This window comes from Pantoea sp. GM_Pan_3, from assembly GCF_026541045.1.
Classification (GTDB): Bacteria; Pseudomonadota; Gammaproteobacteria; order Enterobacterales; family Enterobacteriaceae; genus Pantoea; species Pantoea anthophila.
This window is the reverse complement of sequence record NZ_JALNVA010000002.1, coordinates 1-19,075: the sequence shown is the minus strand read 5'-3', so window position 1 is coordinate 19,075 and position 19,075 is coordinate 1. Positions and strand designations below refer to the sequence as shown.

Sequence of the window (19,075 nt, the reverse complement as noted above, 5' to 3'; positions counted from 1 at the left end):
TCGTGATTGATCCAACCGCCACTATCCATCCCAGTTCTGTCATCGAAGAGGGCGCGGTTATCGGCGCCAGCGTTCACATTGGCCCGTTTTGCTTTATTGGCGCGAATGTGGAGATCGGTGAAGGAACGGTACTGAAGTCACACGTTGTGGTGAACGGCCACACGCGTATCGGTAAAGATAACCAGATCTATCAGTTCGCCTCTATCGGCGAAGTGAACCAGGATCTGAAATATGCCGGTGAGCCAACACGGGTTGAAATCGGCGATCGCAACCGCATCCGTGAAAGCGTGACGATTCATCGCGGCACCACTCAGGGTGGCCATGTCACCACGGTGGGCAGCGATAATCTGCTGATGGTCAACGTTCATATTGCGCATGACTGCGTCATCGGCAACCGCTGTATCTTCGCCAACAACGCGACCTTGGGTGGTCACGTCACGGTCGATGATTTCGCCATTATTGGCGGCATGACAGCGGTGCATCAGTGGTGCACTATTGGTGCGCACGTGATGGTGGGTGGCTGTTCCGGCGTGGCGCAGGATGTGCCGCCTTACGTTATTGCGCAGGGCAACCATGCCACGCCGTTCGGGATCAACATTGAAGGCCTCAAGCGCCGAGGGTTCAGCAAAGAGTCGTTGCACGCGATCCGCAACGCCTACAAGTTGCTCTATCGCAGCGGCAGAACGCTGGAGGAAGTGAAGCCGGAGATTGAAGCGCTTGCGCAGCAGCATAGCGAAGTGCAGCCTTTCTACGATTTCTTTGCCCGTTCAACCCGTGGATTAATTCGTTAATTCATGTCAGCGCGTCCTCTAACAATTGCCCTGGTCGCCGGAGAAACCTCCGGCGATATTCTTGGTGCAGGTCTGATTCGAGCCCTGAAAGCGCGCCATCCCGAAGCGCGTTTTTTCGGCGTAGCCGGTCCGCTGATGCAGGCGGAAGGGTGTGAAGCCTGGTATGAGATGGAAGAGCTGGCGGTCATGGGCATTGTGGAGGTGCTGGGACGTCTGCGCCGTCTGCTGACGATCCGCCGCGATCTCACCCGGCGCTTTACCGAACTCCAGCCCGATGTGTTTGTCGGGATCGATGCGCCTGACTTCAATATTACGCTGGAAGGTAACCTGAAACGCGCCGGTATCCGTACCATTCACTACGTCAGTCCCTCTGTCTGGGCCTGGCGTCAGAAGCGCGTCTTCAAGATTGGTCGTAACACCAATCTGGTGCTGGCCTTCCTGCCGTTTGAAAAAGCGTTCTACGATCGCTTCAATGTTCCCTGCCGTTTTATCGGTCACACCATGGCGGATGCGATGCCGCTGCACCCTGACAAACAGGCTGCGCGTCGTCACCTGGGGATTGCCGATGATGCGCTCTGTCTGGCCCTGCTGCCCGGCAGTCGTGGCGCAGAAGTTGACATGCTCAGCGCCGATTTTCTCAAAACGGCCCGGTTACTGCGCCGTCACTATCCGGCGCTGGAAATCGTCGTTCCGCTGGTAAACGCCCGCCGGCGCGAACAGTTTGAGAAGATAAAAGCCGAAACGGCTCCCGACCTTCCTGTGCACCTGCTGGATGGTCAGGGACGCGAGGCGATGATCGCGAGTGATGCCGCACTTCTGGCATCGGGCACTGCTGCGCTGGAGTGCATGCTGGCAAAATGCCCGATGGTGGTGGGGTATCGTATGAAACCGGCGACCTTCTGGCTGGCAAAACGGCTGGTGAAGACCCCCTATGTTTCGCTTCCCAACCTGCTGGCAGGGCGGGAACTGGTGAAAGAGTTACTGCAGGATGAGTGTCAGCCTGAAGCCCTGGCCGCGGCGTTAGATCCGCTGCTGCATGCCGGGCCTGAGCGCGAAACCCTGCTGCAGACGTTCAATGAATTACATCAACAGATCCGCTGGAACGCCGATGAACAGGCGGCGGATGCGGTCCTGGAGCTGGTGAATGCCTGATTTTATCTATCCTGCCGCCACGCTGATTGCCGGTGTGGACGAAGTCGGGCGCGGCCCGCTGGTTGGCGCGGTCGTTACGGCGGCGGTGATCCTCGATCCGGCCAACCCGATTACCGGGCTGGCGGACTCGAAGAAGCTGTCGGAAAAACGCCGGCTGGCCCTGTTTGACGAAATCAAAGAGAAGGCGCTGGCGTGGAGCCTGGGCCGGGCAGAACCGGAAGAGATTGACCAGCTGAATATCCTGCATGCGACTATGCTGGCGATGCAGCGTGCGGTTGCTGGCCTCTGCATTCAGCCTGACTATGTGCTGATCGACGGTAATCGCTGCCCGGCGCTGCCGATGCCGTCGCAGGCGGTAGTCAAAGGGGACAGTCTGGTCGCTGAGATCAGCGCCGCTTCTATCATTGCCAAGGTCTCCCGCGACCGTGAAATGGCTGAACTCGATCTGCTGTTCCCGCAATATGGCTTTGCACAGCACAAAGGCTATCCGACGGCGCTGCACATGGAAAAACTGACGCAATATGGCGCGACCCCGCACCATCGTCGCAGTTTTGCTCCTGTCCGCAACGCGCTGATCGATGCGGACGTACTGGCCGCCAGCCAGCCCCATACGCTTTAATAGCCTGACGCTGTTTTAACCGGAAACTGATATGGCTGAACCCCGTTTTATACATCTGCGCGTCCACAGTGACTATTCGATGGTTGATGGCCTGGCGAAAACCGGGCCGCTGATCAAAAAGGCGGCTGCGCTCGGCATGCCCGCGATTGCGATCACCGACTTCACTAACCTGTGTGGCCTGGTGAAATTCTACGGCGGGGCGCACGGCGCAGGGATAAAACCGGTTATTGGTGCCGATTTTAAGGTCGCCAGCGAGCTGATGGGGGATGAACTCACGCAGCTGACCGTGCTGGCGGCGAACAATACCGGCTATCAGAACCTGACGCTGCTGATCTCCCGCGCCTATCAGCGTGGCTATGGCGTGGACGGGCCGATTATTGATCGCGACTGGCTGATGGAATTGCAGGAAGGGTTAATCCTGCTGTCAGGCGGACGCCGCGGAGATGTCGGCCGCAGCCTGCTGCGCGGTAACAGCGCGCTGGTTTCACAGTGCCTCTCTTTTTATCAGCAGCATTTCCCTGACAGATACTATCTGGAACTGATTCGCACCGGCCGTCCGGATGAAGAGAGCTACCTGCACGCGGCGGTGGAGCTGGCGATTGCCGAAGGCATTCCGGTGGTCGCGACCAACGAAGTCTGCTTTATCAATGAAGAGGATTTCGACGCGCATGAAATCCGCGTGGCCATCCATGACGGCTATACGCTGGATGACCCCAAGCGTCCGCGCAACTACAGTCCTCAGCAATATATGCGCAGCGAAGCGGAGATGTGCGAGCTTTTCTCGGACATCCCGGAAGCGCTGGAAAACAGCGTAGAAATTGCTAAGCGTTGTAACGTCACGGTCCGGCTGGGCGAATACTTCCTGCCGCAGTTCCCGACCGGTGATATGACCACGGAAGATTATCTGGTCGCGAAATCCCGCGAGGGGCTGGAAGAGCGTCTGGTGTTCCTGTTCCCGGACGAAGCTGAGCGGCTGCAGAAACGCCCGGAATATGATGAGCGTCTGGAGGTTGAACTCAACGTGATCAACCAGATGGGCTTTCCGGGCTACTTCCTGATCGTGATGGAGTTCATCCAGTGGTCCAAGGATAATGGCGTGCCGGTCGGGCCGGGTCGTGGTTCCGGTGCCGGCTCGCTGGTAGCCTATGCGCTGAAAATTACCGATATCGATCCGCTGGAGTTTGACCTGCTGTTCGAACGTTTCCTGAACCCGGAACGTGTCTCAATGCCCGACTTTGACGTCGATTTCTGCATGGAGAAGCGTGACCAGGTGATTGAACACGTCGCGGACATGTACGGGCGCGAAGCGGTTTCACAGATCATCACTTTCGGCACCATGGCGGCGAAAGCGGTTATCCGTGACGTTGGCCGCGTGCTGGGTCATCCCTACGGTTTCGTGGACCGCATTTCCAAACTGATCCCGCCCGATCCCGGCATGACGCTGGAAAAAGCCTTTATTGCTGAACCGCAGCTGCCGGCCATGTATGAGGCGGATGAAGAGGTCAAAGCGCTGATCGACATGGCGCATAAGCTGGAAGGGGTCACGCGTAACGCCGGTAAACATGCCGGTGGCGTGGTCATCGCGCCAACGAAGATCACCGATTTTGCGCCGCTCTACTGCGATGAGCACGGCCAGTTCCCGGTGACCCAGTTCGATAAAAATGATGTGGAATATGCCGGCCTGGTGAAGTTCGACTTCCTGGGGCTGAGAACGCTGACCATCATCGACTGGGCGCTGAAGATGATCAACCCGCGCCGGGAAAAGCAGGGGCTGGAGCCGATCGACATCGCCTCTATCCCGCTGGATGACAAGAAAAGCTTCGATATGCTGCAGCGCTCGGAAACGACCGCGGTATTCCAGCTTGAATCGCGCGGCATGAAGGATCTGATTAAGCGTCTGAAGCCCGACTGCTTTGAAGATATGATCGCACTGGTGGCGCTGTTCCGTCCGGGGCCGCTGCAGTCCGGCATGGTGGATAACTTCATCGACCGTAAGCATGGTCGTGAAGCGATCTCCTATCCCGATATCCAGTGGCAGCATGAAAGCCTGAAACCAGTGCTGGAGCCGACATACGGCATCATTCTCTATCAGGAACAGGTGATGCAGATCGCCCAGGTCCTCTCCGGGTATACCCTGGGTGGCGCAGATATGCTGCGTCGCGCCATGGGGAAAAAGAAACCGGAAGAGATGGCCAAGCAGCGTTCCGTTTTCCGTGACGGTGCAGAAAGCATGGGCATCGACGGCGAACTGTCGATGAAGATCTTCGATCTGGTAGAAAAATTTGCAGGCTATGGCTTTAACAAGTCACACTCTGCGGCTTATGCACTGGTCTCTTACCAGACGCTGTGGCTGAAAGCGCACTATCCGGCAGAGTTTATGGCCGCGGTAATGACCGCCGATATGGATAACACCGAGAAGGTGGTAGGCCTGGTCGATGAGTGCTGGCGGATGGGACTGAAGGTGCTGCCGCCCGATATCAACTCCGGTCTCTATCCCTTCCATGTGAATGACGCAGGTGAAATTGTTTACGGTATCGGTGCGATAAAAGGGGTCGGTGAAGGCCCGATCGAAGCGATCATTGACGCCCGAAACGAAGGCGGTTACTTCCGCGAGCTGTTTGACCTCTGCGCCCGAACCGACACCAAAAAGATCAACCGTCGGGTGATGGAAAAACTGATCATGTCCGGGGCCTTCGATCGCCTGGGGCCGCATCGCGCCGCGCTGATGAGTGCGCTCGGTGACGCGTTAAAAGCGGCCGATCAGCATGCGAAGGCGGAGGCGATTGGCCAGGCAGATATGTTTGGCGTGCTGGCGGAAGAGCCGGAGCAGGTGGAGAAATCGTACGCCAGCGTCACGCGATGGCCGGAGCAGGTGCAGCTGGATGGCGAACGGGAAACCCTGGGGCTCTACCTGACCGGGCATCCGATTAATCAGTATCTGAAAGAAATTGAGCGTTACGTTGGCGGGGTGCGGCTGAAAGATATGCATCCAACCGACCGGGGGAAAATTACCGTGGCGGCCGGTCTGGTGATCGCTGCACGGGTAATGGTCACCAAACGCGGCAACCGAATTGGTATCTGTACTCTGGACGATCGTTCTGGTCGTCTTGAGGTGATGTTATTTACCGATGCGTTAGATAAATACCAGCAGCTGCTGGAGAAAGACCGAATCCTGATCGTCAGTGGACAGGTCAGCTTTGATGACTTCAGTGGTGGCCTTAAAATGACCGCTCGTGAAGTTATGGACATCGACGAAGCTCGCGAAAAATACGCGCGCGGACTTGCTATCTCGCTGACGGACAGGCAAATTGATGACCAGCTATTAAACCGACTCCGTCAGTCCCTGGAACCTCATCGATCAGGGACGATTCCGGTGCATCTCTACTATCAGAGAGCCGACGCGCGAGCGAAGCTGCGCTTTGGGGCAGCGTGGCGAATTTCGCCCAGCGATCGTTTACTTAACGATCTGCGCTCGTTGATCGGATCGGAGCAGGTGGAACTGGAGTTTGACTAGAACAGGAACATTATGAGTCTTAATTACCTGGATTTTGAACAGCCAATTGCAGAACTCGAAGCGAAGATTGATTCGCTGACTTCAATTGGTCGTCAGGATGATAAACACGTTAATCTGGATGAAGAAGTTCAGCGCCTGCGCGAGAAGAGCGTTGAGCTGACCCGTAAAATCTTCGCCGATTTAGGCGCATGGCAGATCGCTCAACTGGCGCGCCATCCTTTGCGTCCTTATACCTTTGACTACGTCCGCAACGCGTTCGACGATTTCGATGAGCTGGCGGGCGACCGTGCTTATGCGGATGACAAAGCGATTGTTGGCGGTATTGCGCGTCTGGACGGACGTCCGGTGATGATCATCGGGCACCAGAAAGGCCGTGAAACCAAAGAGAAAATTCGCCGTAACTTCGGCATGCCAGCACCGGAAGGCTATCGCAAAGCGCTGCGCCTGATGGAGATGGCTGAGCGCTTCAAAATGCCTGTCATCACCTTCATCGACACCCCGGGTGCTTATCCGGGTGTGGGCGCGGAAGAGCGCGGGCAGTCTGAAGCGATTGCGCGCAACCTGCGTGAAATGTCTGGCCTGAAAGTACCGGTCATCTGTACGGTCATCGGTGAAGGCGGTTCAGGTGGTGCACTGGCCATCGGCGTGGGCGATAAAGTGAATATGCTGCAGTACAGCACCTATTCCGTTATCTCGCCGGAAGGCTGTGCCTCTATTCTGTGGAAAAGTGCAGATAAAGCGCCGCTGGCTGCGGAAGCGATGGGCATTACCGCTCACCGTCTGAAAGAGCTGAAGCTGATTGACTCCGTAATCCCGGAGCCGCTGGGTGGCGCGCATCGCCGTCCGGTCGACATGGCGCAGTCTCTGAAGCAGCAGCTGCTGGCCGATCTGGCCGAACTCGATGGGTTAAGCACTGAAGAGCTGCTGGACCGTCGTTATCAGCGCCTGATGAGCTACGGCTACGCCTGATAAGTGCACTTCCATAAAAGCGGACTCCGGTCCGCTTTTTTTATGCCTGCACTTTCCCTCAACACGCTCACTCGCCGCTTTCAGTTTCCTCCTGGCACCGCCTCGCTACACCTTATGGGGGTTAGCGGTTATGCTTGACCGGTTCCACCACAATCAGGGAGACAGGCATTGAATATTCTGGCGATCATGGGCGCGCACGGCGTGTTTTACAAAGATGAACCGTTACGCGAACTCGACGCGGCGTTAAATCTGCAGGGCTTCCAGCTGCTTTACCCGAAAAACAGTGACGATCTGCTGAAACTGATCGAACACAACCCGCGTATCAGCGGCGTTATCTTCGACTGGGATGCGCACAACAGCCCCGAACTGTGCGGAGAGATTAATCAGCTAAACGAATACCTGCCTCTGTATGCCTTTATCAATACCCACTCGCAGATGGATATCAGCATCAATGAGATGCGTATGCCGCTGCACTTTTTTGAGTATGCGCTGAATGCCGCCGAGGATATCGCGCTGCACATCCGGCAATATACGGATGACTATCTTGACCACATCACGCCGCCGCTGACCAAAGCGCTGTTCACCTATGTGAAAGAGGGCAAGTACACCTTCTGCACGCCGGGCCATATGGCGGGCACCGCGTTTCAGAAGAGCCCGGTCGGCTGTCTATTCTACGATTTCTTCGGGGCTAACACCCTGAAATCAGACATCTCGATTTCGGTGACCGAGCTGGGTTCGCTGCTTGACCACACCGGGCCGCACCTGGAAGCGGAAGAGTATATCGCGCGCACCTTCGGCGCTGAGCAGAGTTATATGGTGACCAACGGCACCTCGACCTCAAATAAAATTGTCGGGATGTATGCCGCTCCGGCGGGCAGCACCGTGCTGATCGATCGCAACTGCCACAAATCGCTGACCCATCTGCTGATGATGAGCGATCTGATCCCGATCTGGCTGAAGCCGACCCGCAATGCGCTGGGGATCCTTGGCGGCATCCCGAAGCAGGAGTTCACCCGCGACGCGATAGCGCATAAAGTGGCATCGACTGACAGAGCCACCTGGCCGGTGCATGCGGTCATTACTAACTCCACCTATGACGGGCTGCTCTACAACACCCAGTACATCAAAGAGACGCTGGCTGTGCCGTCGATTCATTTCGACTCCGCCTGGGTGCCTTACACCAATTTCCACCCGATTTATGCGGGCAAAAGCGGCATGAGCGGAGACCGCATTCCGGGCAAGGTGGTCTATGAAACGCAGTCGACCCATAAACTGCTGGCGGCGTTCTCTCAGGCATCCATGATCCACATTAAAGGCGACTACGACGAGCAGACGTTTAACGAAGCCTACATGATGCACACCACCACCTCGCCTAACTACGCCATCGTCTCCTCTATTGAAACCGCTGCCGCCATGCTGCGCGGCAATCCGGGTAAGCGTTTGATCAATCGCTCGGTCGAACGCGCGCTTCATTTCCGCCGTGAGATCCAGCGGCTGCGTGAAGAGTCTGACAGCTGGTTCTTTGACATCTGGCAGCCGGAACAGGTTGACGAAGCGCAGTGCTGGCCGATCCAGCCGGGCGACGAAGCGTGGCATGGATTCACGCAGGCCGATCGCGATCACATGTATCTTGATCCGATCAAGGTGACAATCCTGACGCCGGGCATGAGCGAGCTGGGGGAGATGGCGGAAGAGGGGATCCCGGCGGCGCTGGTGGCGAAGTTTCTGGATGAGCGCGGCATCGTGGTGGAGAAAACCGGCCCCTATAATTTGCTGTTCCTGTTCAGTATCGGCATCGATAAAACCAAGGCGATGAGCGTGCTGCGCGGGCTGACCGAATTTAAACGCGCCTACGATCTGAATCTGCGGGTGAAAAACATGCTGCCGGATCTCTACGCAGAGGATCCCGACTTCTATCGCAATATGCGCATTCAGACCCTGGCACAGGGGATCCATCAGCTGATCCGCCATCACGATCTGCCGCGTCTGATGCTGCAGGCATTCGACGTGCTGCCTGAAATGAAGATGACACCGCATCAGGCGTTTCAGCAGCAGGTGAAGGGCAACATCGAAACGGTGGATATCAGTGAGCTGGTCGGTCGGGTTTCGGCCAACATGATCCTGCCCTATCCGCCGGGCGTTCCCCTGGTGATGCCGGGAGAGATGATCACAGAGAAGAGTCGCGCGGTGCTCGATTTCCTGCTGATGCTGTGCAGTATTGGCCGGCACTATCCGGGGTTTGAAACCGACATTCACGGTGCCAGTCTGACGGAAGAGGGCGAATACCGTGTGCGCGTGCTGAAAAACGACCCGGCATAAATTTTTAAATTTTATCAGCGGCAGGATGCCTGACTCAGGCATCCTGCCCGAATCAGGATATTCAACATGTTGCAGTTAAACGCTATTCACCACATCGCCATCATCGCCTCTGACTATCCGCGCAGCAAAGCCTTCTATTGCGATGTGCTGGGCTTTCGACTGATGGGCGAAGTTTACCGCGAAGTGCGCGACTCCTGGAAAGGCGATCTCGCGTTAGGGGATCGCTATACCATTGAGCTTTTCTCTTTTCCCGAACCCCCTGCACGGGTCAGTCATCCCGAGGCGTGCGGCCTGCGCCATCTGGCCTTTACCGTGCCGGATGTGGCCGCCGCGGTGGCGACGCTGGCTGAGAAAGGTGTGATCTGCGAGCCGATTCGGATTGATGAACTCACCGGTAAAGCCTGTACTTTCTTTGCCGACCCGGATGGTTTGCCGCTGGAGCTCTATCAGGCGTAAACTAGCGCGCTCGGCGGGCGACATTGAGTGGCCCGATATTCTGGATTCTGCGATGTCTTTGCCCGCTTTTGACTTACTGCTGCAACCGGACGCTGCCCTGGTGGTCGCGTTCAGCGGCGGACTTGACTCCACCGTGCTGCTGCATCAGCTTCGCGACTGGCAGCAGCAGCATCCTCAGTCGCGTCTGCGGGCGCTGCATGTTCACCACGGACTCAGCCCGAATGCTGACCGCTGGGCGGCCCACTGCCAGGCGATATGCGAACAGTGGCAGCTGACGTGTGACGTGCTGCACGTCACCGTTGACGGCAGTGAAAAGGGCATTGAAGCGGCGGCTCGCACCGCCCGTTATCAGGCGCTGGGCGCGGCGCTGCAGCCGGACGAACAGCTACTGACGGCGCAGCATCTCGACGATCAGTGTGAAACCTTTATGCTGGCGCTGAAGCGCGGCAGCGGTCCGGCCGGGCTGGCGGCCATGCCCGAAGTGCGCAGGCTGGGTTCCCATCGGCTGTTACGTCCTCTGCTTAATCAGTCACGACAGTCGCTTGAAGCCTATGCTCATGCCCATCAGCTGGTGTGGATCGAAGACGAGAGTAATCAGGATCTGCGCTACGACCGTAACTTTCTGCGTCAGCGGCTGCTGCCTGAACTCTCTCAGCGCTGGCCCCACTTTGCCGAGGCGACCGCCCGAAGCGCAGCCCTGTGCAGTGAGCAGGAGCAGCTGCTGGATGAACTTCTCGCCGGAGAGCTGGCTGAGCGCGTCCAGCCGGATGGCAGTCTGCACTTTCCGCCGCTGATGACGATGAGTGAGCCGCGCGCTAACGCCTTACTGCGTCGCTGGATCGCCGGGCAGGGCGGAGCGATGCCCTCCCGCGACGCGCTGCAGCGCATCCGCAATGAGGTGATGGCGAGTCGTGAGGATGCGCAGCCTCGTCTGCGATTCGGTCAGGCGGAACTGCGGCGATACCGGCAGCAGCTCTACTGGCTGCCGGTGCGCAGTTCGCTGCGCGACACGGTGCTGACGTGGCCCGATCGCTGCCAGCCGCTGACGCTGCCGCAAAGCCTCGGCACGCTGCGTGCCAGCCAGACGCAGAGCCTGTTGCGCCATCCGCAGCCTGATGAGCAGGTCAGCGTGCGATTTCACGCGCAGGGCCAGGTGCATCTGGTGGGGCGGGAAGGGGGACGGGAGATGAAGAAGCTCTGGCAGGCACTGCATATTCCTCCATGGCAGCGCGAGCGGCTGCCGCTAATTTTTTATAATCAGACGCTGGTCTGTGTTCCGGATCTCTTTATCACCCGGGAGGGTGTGGCATGCGATGAGCAGGGCTGGCAGATTGTCTGGGACAGGGCCACCTGCACAGGAGCTGAACAATGAAAACGTGGCTGATCGGCGCCCTGATGGCCGCTGTATTACCGGCCTGGGCCGCTGGCGATGCGCAGCGTGGCGCAGAGAAAGCGGGCAGCTGTATGGCCTGTCACGGCGCGGAAGGCAAAGCGACCGTGCCGCTTTATCCCAGTCTGGCCGGGCAGCACGCCCCGTATCTTGAACATGCGCTGCAGGCTTATAAAAAGGGCGAGCGCAGTGGCGGTCAGGCTGAGGTCATGAAGGCGTTTGTTGCGGGATTAAGTGATGACGATATGGCGGATCTGGCGGCGTATTACAGTTCGCTGCAGCCCTGAGTGTGACAGGGGCGGGGATGTCCCGCCCGGAAGGAGTGAATTACTCTGCGCTGACAACCACCGTGCCCAGCTCGGGATGGGTAAAGCTGGCGATGTGGTCGAGACGTAACTCGCGATGTTCACCAGAGAGATCGATAGCCAGATATTCCACGTTCTTACGTGAAAAAATCTCTTTCGCCTTTGCCTTCAGCTGCTCGCCATCTTTCATGTCCAGTGACAGCATCCAGTTTTTCTGACAGGCGAGTTCCAGATTATCGTAATCATCGCAATTGATGGGGTGGTACGCTTCATTAATCAACATAGTCGCTCACCAATAAGTTAGCAGCGGCGTAGGCCGCCTGTTCCCTGACAGAAGAGTTTAGCTCACTATTTGCGGCAATATCATCAAGTGCCTTCAATGCGCAGCCAATCGCATCCGGTATGTAACCTAAATCTCCGCTACCGATTTCGGCATATTTGCGGCGAACTAACTCACAATAATTTTGCACATGATCCTCCTCGGCAGAGCGTAGATACTCTGATTAACTGGCGACTATACCATAGCCATTTACAGGAAATCAGCCTGCGTAAAGCAGGAACAGCACGTAAAACACTGCTAAAGTGACAGATTCCGCTGGCTGCCGCGCAACGCGGGCTCGCACAAAAGGTTAAGTTGATGAACAGGTTATCAGAGGTAAAGGTCATGAAGCAGGGGAGAGGAGAGCGATGATTATGCTGTCCCGTTCGGTTGAGATCCCGGACAGTGAGATTGAGCTGACGGCGATACGCGCTCAGGGAGCGGGTGGGCAACATGTCAATAAAGCCAGCACGGCTATCCATCTGCGTTTTGACATTGCCGCCTCTTCACTGCCGGCCTTCTATAAAGAGCGGCTGCTTACCGCCAGCCATCATCTGATCACTGCTGAAGGCGTCGTGGTGATCAAGGCGCAGGAGTACCGCAGTCAGGAGATGAATCGCGAAGCCGCGCTGCAACGGCTGCTCAATCTGATCCGCGAACTGAGCACGGTCGAAAAAGTGCGTCGCGCCACGCGGCCGACCCGCGCGTCAAAAGAGCGACGACTGGAAGGAAAAGCGCGCCGCAGCAGTACCAAAGCGATGCGCGGCAGAGTGCAATAAAAAACGCCCCGCAGGCGGGGCGTTTGAGTGCTTATGGCTTCAGGGGCGAGCCGCGAAGAGATCCAGCCCGCGCTGAGAACTTACTTATTCAGCGCCTTCAGCAGGAAATCGACGATCTCATCCTGCTTAATCATCTGCTTCTCACCGGCACGACGTGATTTGTACTCAATCTCCTGATTATCGAGATTGCGATCGCCAATGACGATGGTGTGTGGCACACCGATCAGTTCCATATCAGCGAACATCACGCCCGGACGCTCTTTACGGTCATCCAGAATCACGTCGACGCCTTTCGCGCGCAGTGTGGCATACAGCTCTTCCGCCAGCTCTTTCACCCGGAAGGATTTCTGCATATTCATGGGCAGAATCGCGACCTCAAATGGAGCCAGTGCCGCCGGCCAGATGATGCCGCGCTCGTCATGGTTCTGCTCGATCGCCGCGGCGACAACACGGGTGATGCCGATACCGTAGCAGCCCATGCTCATTATCTGGTTGCGGCCATCTTCGCCCTGAACAGAGGCTTTCAGCGCGTCCGAATATTTCGTGCCGAGCTGGAAAATGTGACCCACTTCGATGCCGCGCTTAATCTGCAGTGTGCCTTTGCCATCCGGGCTCAGATCGCCTTCAACCACGTTACGGATATCCGCAACGGTGGCCAGCGGCAGATCGCGCTCCCAGTTAATGCCGAAGTAGTGCTTACCATCGACGTTAGCACCGGCGCTGAAGTCACTCATCTTCGCGACGGTACGGTCTGCGATGATCGGCATTTGCAGGCCGACCGGCCCGATTGAACCCGGACCTGCACCCACTGCCGCGCGAATCTCTTCTTCAGTCGCGAAGACCAGCGGTGATGCCACGATAGCTGACTTTTCTGCTTTGATTTCGTTCAGCTGATGATCGCCACGGACCAGCAGGGCAACCAGCGCATGACCGCTCTCTTCCGCACCTTTAACAATCAGCGTTTTCACGGTTTTCTCAACCGGCACATCAAATTGCTCAACCAGCTCGGCGATGGTTTTTGCGTCTGGCGTCTCAACCAGCTGCATCGCCTGCGACGGCGCAGCGCGTTCACCGGCTGGTGCGACGGCTTCGGCCAGCTCGATGTTGGCGGCGTAATCAGAATCGGTTGAGAAGATCACATCGTCTTCACCGCTCTGGGCCAGCACCTGGAACTCGTGTGATGCACTGCCACCAATAGAGCCGGTGTCGGCCTGTACGGCACGGAAATCCAGGCCCATACGGCTGAAGATCTGGCTGTAGGCGCGGTACATCGCATCATAGGTTTCCTGCAGCGATTCCTGCGACACGTGGAAAGAGTAGGCATCTTTCATGGTGAATTCGCGCGAACGCATCACGCCAAAGCGCGGACGCACTTCGTCACGGAATTTGGTCTGGATCTGATAGAGGTTCAGTGGCAGCTGCTTATAAGAGCTCAGCTCATTACGGATCAGGTCGGTGACCACCTCTTCATGCGTCGGGCCCAGCACAAACGGACGTTCGTGGCGGTCGGCAATACGTAACAGCTCCGGGCCATACTCCTCCCAGCGACCGCTCTCCTGCCACAGGTCGGCAGGCTGCACGACCGGCATTAAAATCTCAACCGCACCCGCGTTGTTCATCTCTTCGCGCACGATGTTTTCGACTTTTTTCAGCACGCGAACCCCGGTCGGCAACCAGGTGTACAAGCCAGAAGCCAGTTTGCGGATCATACCGGCGCGCAGCATCAGCTGGTGGCTGATCACTTCGGCGTCGGAAGGCGTCTCTTTCTGAGTAGAGAGCAGATATTGAGTAGTACGCATTGATTACGGTTCCAGTTGATCGGAAAGTCACAGACAGAAATTTGCTGGCGGCTAGTGTACCAGTGAGATCACTGGCTCAAAAGCGGGTTTTAACGCGGGTCGATAGCGATCACTTCTGTCCCGGCATCGTCAATGCGCCAGCGTACATTAAAATCCATCAGCCAGGCCGCATATTCCCGCTCCTCTGCCTGGCCCTGACGGTAAGCGGGACGGGGATCCTGCGCCAGCACGTCACGGATAAAACGCGCCAGATGGGGATAGCGGGCATGCTGTTGCAGCTGCGCCTGCGCCAGCGCGGAGAAGCGCACCGGCATCGTGGCCGCCGGTGCTGCCTGGGCAAATCCCGCCCGGGCTTCGGGCAGCGCTTCGGCAAAAGGCAGATAGGGTTTGATATCCACGATGGGGGTGCCATCGACCAGATCCAGACTGCCAAGCTGCAGGATCACCTGCTGCTTCTCAAGCCTGATCTCTTTCAGCTCGACCAGCGACATGCCAATCGGGTTGGGACGAAACGTTGAACGGGTTGCAAAGACACCCATGCGCGCATTGCCGCCCAGTCGGGGAGGGCGAACCGTGGGACGCCAGCCGCCTGCCATCGTCTGATGAAAGACAAACAGCAGCCAGAGGTGACTGAACGCTTCCAGTCCGCGAACCGCTTCCGGCTGATTGTACGGGGGCAGCAGGTGCAGTTCTCCGCCGCCATCCTGCACCAGGCCTGGCTGGCGCGGCACGGCAAACTTCTCTTTCCACGGCGAGCGGATGACCCCAATCTGCGCAAAGGTGAATTCACTCATTGATTGCTGACTTTTAATGCCGAGCCCTGACACACTGCCTGACGGTAGCACCCTGGCGTACCCGTCACGATTTCACACTTGTGCAGCAGCACCGCATTGGCTTTCATCTGTGACGCCCGGATCTGCAGACGTTTACGGGCCGTGGCGATGTTAGCGGGCGAGTTCTGATTGCTGATCTGGCAATCTTCAGCAGAGACTTCACCCAGATCGCGGAACGGTTTGCTGACCAGATCGGCGGCATCCGTGTAGAGCTTAACCGGTGCGGGGCGGGCAGCGGGTTTGCGGGTCGGTTCAGTGGAGTGCTGCGGCCTGGACGGTGCGCTGGTTATCGGGTGATACTCATGAACGCACCCTGTCAGCATCAATGCTAACAAGCCGAGCGGTAAAAAACGCATGGCAACATCCTCAGGTTTCCAAAAGTGGCGTTATTGAAACAAGGACAGGAATAAATAACAAGTCGGGCAGGGCAGGCCGTAAAAGAAAGGGCGGCATAGCGCCGCCCCTGGGGAGAATGTCGGCTGACTTACCAGCCTTTAACTGCACCGCCGTTAAAGACTTTGTTGGCGGCTTCGTTAACTTCGTCAGACTGGTAAGCCTGAACGAACTTCTTCACGTTTTCCGCATCTTTGTTATCTTCGCGCGCGACAATCAGGTTCACATAAGGTGAATCTTTATCTTCGACGAAAATCCCATCTTTAGTCGGGGTCAGGCCGATCTGGCTGGCATAGGTGGTATTGATGACCGCCAGGGCGATCTGCTGATCGTCCAGTGAGCGGGGCAGCTGTGGCGCTTCCAGCTCAACAATTTTCAGATGCTTTGGATTCTCAGTGATATCCAGCGAGGTTGGCAGCAGCCCTGTGCCCTCTTTCAGTTTAATCAGGCCGGCTTTCTGCAGCAGCAGCAGCGAACGTCCCAGGTTTGTCGGATCGTTTGGAATCGCGATCTGAGCGCCATCCTGCAACTCATCCAGCGATTTGATCTTTTTCGAGTAGCCCGCAATCGGGTAAACGAAAGAGTTGCCGACGGAAACCAGTTTGTAGCCGCGATCTTTGATCTGCTGATCCAGATAAGGTTTGTGCTGGAAGGCGTTAACGTCGATATCGCCTTTACTCAGTGCCTCATTCGGCAGAACGTAATCGTTGAAGGTGACCAGCTCAACGTCCAGACCATACTTCTCTTTCGCGACTTTCTGCGCGGCTTCAGCAACCTGCTGTTCAGCGCCGACAATCACGCCTACTTTGATGTGGTTCGCATCTTTCTCTTTTTGATCGCATCCTGCCAGCGCAATCGCGCCAATCAGTGCACCCACAGCGGCAATTTTTTTGAATTTGAAAGACATATCCTTTCCTTAATAATGTGATATTGCTGGCTTACTTATGGGACACAGCACGTACGATGCGGTCGCCACAGAACTGAATGAGATACACCAAAACCACTAACAACACCAATACCGTATTCATCACGGTGGCGTTATATCCGATATAACCATACTGATAACCGATCTGGCCCAGACCACCGGCACCGACCGCGCCACCCATGGCAGAGTAACCTACCAGGGTAATCAGGGTGATCGTCGCTGCGTTTACCAGACCCGGCATCGCTTCCGGCAGCAGCACCTTGCGAACGATCTGCATCGGCGTGGCACCCATGGCACGTGACGCTTCAATCAGGCCGGTAGGCAGTTCCAGCAGGGCATTTTCCACCATACGGGCGATAAAGGGGGCGGCGCCAACGGTCAGCGGGACGATTGCCGCCTGCAGTCCGATGGAGGTGCCGACGATCACGCGGGTAAAAGGAATCATCCAGACCAGTAAGATAATGAACGGAATGGAGCGGAAGATATTCACCAGCGCGGAGAGCACGCGATAGAGCCCCTGGTTCTGCAGAATCTGTCCCGGACGGGTGACATAAAGCAGAACGCCGACTGGCAGACCCAGTACAAAACCAAAAAAGCCGGAGACAAAGGTCATCATCAGCGTTTCCCACACGCCCCGTCCCAGCAACCACATCATCGCTTCAGACATAACCCAGCACCTCTACTTTCACATGATTCTCCTGCAGCCAGGCTATCGCCTCGCGGGTATCGCTTTCAGTGCCGTGCATTTCGGCCAGCATAATGCCGAACTTCACGCCGCCGGCGTAATCCATCTGCGCACTGATAATGTTGTTATTCACGTTATAACGCCGTGCGGCTTCGGAAAGCAGCGGCGCATCAACCGATTTGCCGGTAAATTCCAGTCGCAGCAAGGGCACGCTGTTCTCAGCGGCAGTGGCTGACAGGCGCTGCTGATAATCATCCGGGATATCCAGATGCAGGGTAGACTGAATGAACTGCTGAGCCAGCGGCGTCTTAGGATGCGAGAAAACCTCACTGACGCTATCTTTCTCGATCAGCTCACCCTGACTGATGACAGCCACCTGGTCGCAGATACGCTTCACCACATCCATTTCATGAGTGATGAGCAGAATCGTCAGGCCAAGCCGGCGGTTAATGTCCTTCAGCAGCTCCAGAATAGAACGGGTTGTCGCCGGGTCCAGAGCGCTGGTGGCTTCATCACACAGCAGCACTTTTGGATTGCTGGCCAGCGCACGGGCAATCGCAACGCGCTGCTTCTGTCCACCCGACAGGTTCGCAGGCCAGGCATCGTGCTTATCGGCTAATCCCACCAGTTCCAGCAGTTCCGTCACGCGAGCGTTGATCTGTTCACGGGAGAGATTTCCCAGCTCCAGCGGCAGGGAGACATTACCCGCGACGGTCCGGGAGGTCATCAGGTTGAAGTGCTGGAAGATCATGCCAATCTGACGACGGGCCTGAGTCAACTGACGCTCGCTGAGTGCGGTCAGGTCAGCACCGTCGACCAGCACACGGCCTGATGTCGGACGTTCCAGCAGGTTAACGCACCGAATCAGCGTACTTTTACCGGCACCGGAAGCACCGATAACGCCATAAATCTGTCCGGCAGGCACGTGCAGGCTGACGTCCTTCAACGCCGAAATGGTGCGCGTACCCTGCTGGAACACTTTGGTGATATTTTCGAGTTTAATCATTAGGTTATTTATTATCGTGTTGCGTTGTCCGTGGTGTGGGAAGCCTCGTTGCTTTTATTAAGGGTAAAAGCTGGATGGATGGTAAGGCATCCAGACGTCTGAATCAATGGAAGTGATTCAATCTGACATTCTCCCTTTCACAGCAATCATGCGATACTGATCGGCAATTTTTACAGCAGGAGTTTCTACGTGGCGAATAAAGTCCCCGCTATTTTTCTTGATCGTGATGGCACCCTTAATGTCGATAATGGCTATGTCCATGAGATCGATAACTTTCAGTTTATTGACGGCACCATTGAAGCGCTGCAGCAACTAAAGGCGATGGGGTATGCGCTGGTGGTCGTGACCAATCAGTCTGGCATCGCGCGCGGTATGTTTACTGAAGACACCTTTATGCAGCTCACCGAATGGATGGACTGGTCGCTGGCCGATCGCGACGTTGATCTGGACGGCATCTATTTCTGCCCGCACCACCCCGATGCCGCCGTTGCAGAGTATCGTCAGGCGTGCGACTGCCGTAAACCTCAGCCGGGTATGCTCGTGATGGCTCAGCAAGAGCTGAATATTGATATGGCAGCTTCTTATATGGTGGGTGACAAGCTGGAGGATATGCTGGCAGGGCAGGCTGCCGGTGTCGGTACCAAAGTCCTGGTGCGTAGCGGTAAACCGGTGACCGCTGAAGGGGAAGCCGCCGCTGACTGGGTCATCGATAGCCTGGCCGCACTGCCAGCGCGCATTAAACAGGCATAAAAGGGCGCTTTTGTGCAAATTTCAGACGAACGGAAAAAAAGTCTTAATTTGCACTTGCGCTATCTGAACCG

The 19,075-nt window shown here is 56.7% G+C and carries 19 protein-coding genes; 11 read left to right on the top strand and 8 right to left on the bottom strand.

Annotated elements, in window-relative coordinates; genetic code table 11:
- Positions 1–2: 2 nt before the first annotated feature.
- From lpxA to OXR04_RS07940, 9 genes are all read left to right on the top strand, one after another.
- On the top strand, positions 3–791 hold the full coding sequence (lpxA, locus tag OXR04_RS07980) for an acyl-ACP--UDP-N-acetylglucosamine O-acyltransferase (RefSeq protein ID WP_267369835.1): 789 nt from the start codon (positions 3–5) through the stop codon (positions 789–791).
- 3 nt (positions 792–794) lie between these two features.
- Positions 795–1,943 (top strand): lipid-A-disaccharide synthase, encoded by a 1,149-nt coding sequence (lpxB, locus tag OXR04_RS07975; RefSeq protein WP_267369836.1) that lies wholly within the window; start codon positions 795–797, stop codon positions 1,941–1,943.
- A complete protein-coding gene (gene rnhB, locus OXR04_RS07970) occupies positions 1,936–2,562 on the top strand; it encodes a ribonuclease HII (protein WP_046101263.1) in 627 nt (208 codons plus the stop codon). The genes lpxB and rnhB overlap by 8 nt, the downstream gene beginning before the upstream one ends.
- A 31-nt stretch (positions 2,563–2,593) precedes the next feature.
- Complete coding sequence (gene dnaE / locus OXR04_RS07965; RefSeq protein WP_267369837.1) at positions 2,594–6,076, top strand: DNA polymerase III subunit alpha; 3,483 nt, start codon at positions 2,594–2,596, stop codon at positions 6,074–6,076.
- 12 nt (positions 6,077–6,088) lie between these two features.
- On the top strand, positions 6,089–7,045 hold the full coding sequence (accA, locus tag OXR04_RS07960) for an acetyl-CoA carboxylase carboxyl transferase subunit alpha (protein ID WP_009091971.1): 957 nt from the start codon (positions 6,089–6,091) through the stop codon (positions 7,043–7,045).
- Positions 7,046–7,213: 168 nt separating this feature from the next.
- On the top strand, positions 7,214–9,364 hold the full coding sequence (locus OXR04_RS07955; protein WP_046101264.1) for a lysine decarboxylase LdcC: 2,151 nt from the start codon (positions 7,214–7,216) through the stop codon (positions 9,362–9,364).
- A 66-nt stretch (positions 9,365–9,430) separates the two neighbouring features.
- Positions 9,431–9,820 (top strand): VOC family protein, encoded by a 390-nt coding sequence (locus OXR04_RS07950; RefSeq protein WP_267369838.1) that lies wholly within the window; start codon positions 9,431–9,433, stop codon positions 9,818–9,820.
- A 52-nt stretch (positions 9,821–9,872) separates the two neighbouring features.
- A complete protein-coding gene (gene tilS, locus OXR04_RS07945) occupies positions 9,873–11,192 on the top strand; it encodes a tRNA lysidine(34) synthetase TilS (RefSeq protein ID WP_267395079.1) in 1,320 nt (439 codons plus the stop codon).
- On the top strand, positions 11,189–11,497 hold the full coding sequence (locus OXR04_RS07940; RefSeq protein WP_046101267.1) for a cytochrome c: 309 nt from the start codon (positions 11,189–11,191) through the stop codon (positions 11,495–11,497). The genes tilS and OXR04_RS07940 overlap by 4 nt, the downstream gene beginning before the upstream one ends.
- Before the next feature lie 40 nt (positions 11,498–11,537).
- Here OXR04_RS07940 and rof read toward each other — a convergent pair whose 3' ends face one another.
- Together rof and OXR04_RS07930 are read right to left on the bottom strand one after the other, a co-directional pair.
- Complete coding sequence (gene rof, locus OXR04_RS07935; RefSeq protein WP_009091965.1) at positions 11,538–11,798, bottom strand: Rho-binding antiterminator; 261 nt, start codon at positions 11,796–11,798, stop codon at positions 11,538–11,540.
- Entirely contained in the window at positions 11,788–11,985 is a 198-nt protein-coding gene (locus OXR04_RS07930) for a YaeP family protein (protein ID WP_009091964.1), read from the bottom strand. Before OXR04_RS07930 ends, rof begins: the two co-directional genes overlap by 11 nt.
- Before the next feature lie 217 nt (positions 11,986–12,202).
- On the opposite strand from OXR04_RS07930, the gene arfB reads away from it, so the two are divergent.
- The gene (arfB, locus tag OXR04_RS07925) at positions 12,203–12,613 is read left to right on the top strand and encodes an alternative ribosome rescue aminoacyl-tRNA hydrolase ArfB (protein ID WP_009091963.1); all 411 of its coding nucleotides are present in this window, start codon (positions 12,203–12,205) and stop codon (positions 12,611–12,613) included.
- Between the two features lie 80 nt (positions 12,614–12,693).
- On the opposite strand, the gene proS is transcribed toward arfB, so the two are convergent.
- The 6 genes from proS to metN form a co-directional block, all read right to left on the bottom strand.
- Entirely contained in the window at positions 12,694–14,412 is a 1,719-nt protein-coding gene (proS, locus tag OXR04_RS07920; RefSeq protein WP_058958062.1) for a proline--tRNA ligase, read from the bottom strand.
- Positions 14,413–14,501: 89 nt separating this feature from the next.
- The gene (tsaA, locus tag OXR04_RS07915; protein WP_267395072.1) at positions 14,502–15,206 is read right to left on the bottom strand and encodes a tRNA (N6-threonylcarbamoyladenosine(37)-N6)-methyltransferase TrmO; all 705 of its coding nucleotides are present in this window, start codon (positions 15,204–15,206) and stop codon (positions 14,502–14,504) included.
- Positions 15,203–15,601 (bottom strand): Rcs stress response system protein RcsF, encoded by a 399-nt coding sequence (rcsF, locus tag OXR04_RS07910; protein WP_009091960.1) that lies wholly within the window; start codon positions 15,599–15,601, stop codon positions 15,203–15,205. The genes tsaA and rcsF overlap by 4 nt, the downstream gene beginning before the upstream one ends.
- 128 nt (positions 15,602–15,729) lie before the next feature.
- Complete coding sequence (locus OXR04_RS07905) at positions 15,730–16,545, bottom strand: MetQ/NlpA family lipoprotein (RefSeq protein ID WP_009091959.1); 816 nt, start codon at positions 16,543–16,545, stop codon at positions 15,730–15,732.
- Between the two features lie 31 nt (positions 16,546–16,576).
- Positions 16,577–17,230 (bottom strand): methionine ABC transporter permease MetI, encoded by a 654-nt coding sequence (locus OXR04_RS07900; RefSeq protein ID WP_009091958.1) that lies wholly within the window; start codon positions 17,228–17,230, stop codon positions 16,577–16,579.
- The gene (metN, locus tag OXR04_RS07895; protein ID WP_111208494.1) at positions 17,223–18,254 is read right to left on the bottom strand and encodes a methionine ABC transporter ATP-binding protein MetN; all 1,032 of its coding nucleotides are present in this window, start codon (positions 18,252–18,254) and stop codon (positions 17,223–17,225) included. The genes OXR04_RS07900 and metN overlap by 8 nt, the downstream gene beginning before the upstream one ends.
- Before the next feature lie 189 nt (positions 18,255–18,443).
- Here metN and gmhB point away from each other — a divergent pair, with 189 nt between their 5' ends.
- Positions 18,444–19,004 carry a D-glycero-beta-D-manno-heptose 1,7-bisphosphate 7-phosphatase gene (gene gmhB / locus OXR04_RS07890; RefSeq protein WP_009091953.1) on the top strand — a complete coding sequence of 187 codons (561 nt, stop codon included), beginning with the start codon at positions 18,444–18,446 and terminating at the stop codon, positions 19,002–19,004.
- The last annotated feature ends 71 nt before the right edge of the window (positions 19,005–19,075 follow it).

Bases quoted from the DNA above. Each gene is read 5' to 3' on its own strand.
- lpxB (WP_267369836.1), top strand. From the start codon at position 795: ATGTCAGCGCGTCCTCTAACAATTGCCCTGGTCGCCGGAGAAACCTCC.
- rnhB (WP_046101263.1), top strand. From the start codon at position 1,936: ATGCCTGATTTTATCTATCCTGCCGCCACGCTGATTGCCGGTGTGGAC.
- dnaE (WP_267369837.1), top strand. From the start codon at position 2,594: ATGGCTGAACCCCGTTTTATACATCTGCGCGTCCACAGTGACTATTCG.
- accA (WP_009091971.1), top strand. From the start codon at position 6,089: ATGAGTCTTAATTACCTGGATTTTGAACAGCCAATTGCAGAACTCGAA.
- OXR04_RS07950 (WP_267369838.1), top strand. From the start codon at position 9,431: ATGTTGCAGTTAAACGCTATTCACCACATCGCCATCATCGCCTCTGAC.
- tilS (WP_267395079.1), top strand. From the start codon at position 9,873: ATGTCTTTGCCCGCTTTTGACTTACTGCTGCAACCGGACGCTGCCCTG.
- OXR04_RS07940 (WP_046101267.1), top strand. From the start codon at position 11,189: ATGAAAACGTGGCTGATCGGCGCCCTGATGGCCGCTGTATTACCGGCC.
- rof (WP_009091965.1), bottom strand. From the start codon at position 11,798: ATGTTGATTAATGAAGCGTACCACCCCATCAATTGCGATGATTACGAT.
- arfB (WP_009091963.1), top strand. From the start codon at position 12,203: ATGATTATGCTGTCCCGTTCGGTTGAGATCCCGGACAGTGAGATTGAG.
- proS (WP_058958062.1), bottom strand. From the start codon at position 14,412: ATGCGTACTACTCAATATCTGCTCTCTACTCAGAAAGAGACGCCTTCC.
- tsaA (WP_267395072.1), bottom strand. From the start codon at position 15,206: ATGAGTGAATTCACCTTTGCGCAGATTGGGGTCATCCGCTCGCCGTGG.
- rcsF (WP_009091960.1), bottom strand. From the start codon at position 15,601: ATGCGTTTTTTACCGCTCGGCTTGTTAGCATTGATGCTGACAGGGTGC.
- OXR04_RS07905 (WP_009091959.1), bottom strand. From the start codon at position 16,545: ATGTCTTTCAAATTCAAAAAAATTGCCGCTGTGGGTGCACTGATTGGC.
- OXR04_RS07900 (WP_009091958.1), bottom strand. From the start codon at position 17,230: ATGTCTGAAGCGATGATGTGGTTGCTGGGACGGGGCGTGTGGGAAACG.
- metN (WP_111208494.1), bottom strand. From the start codon at position 18,254: ATGATTAAACTCGAAAATATCACCAAAGTGTTCCAGCAGGGTACGCGC.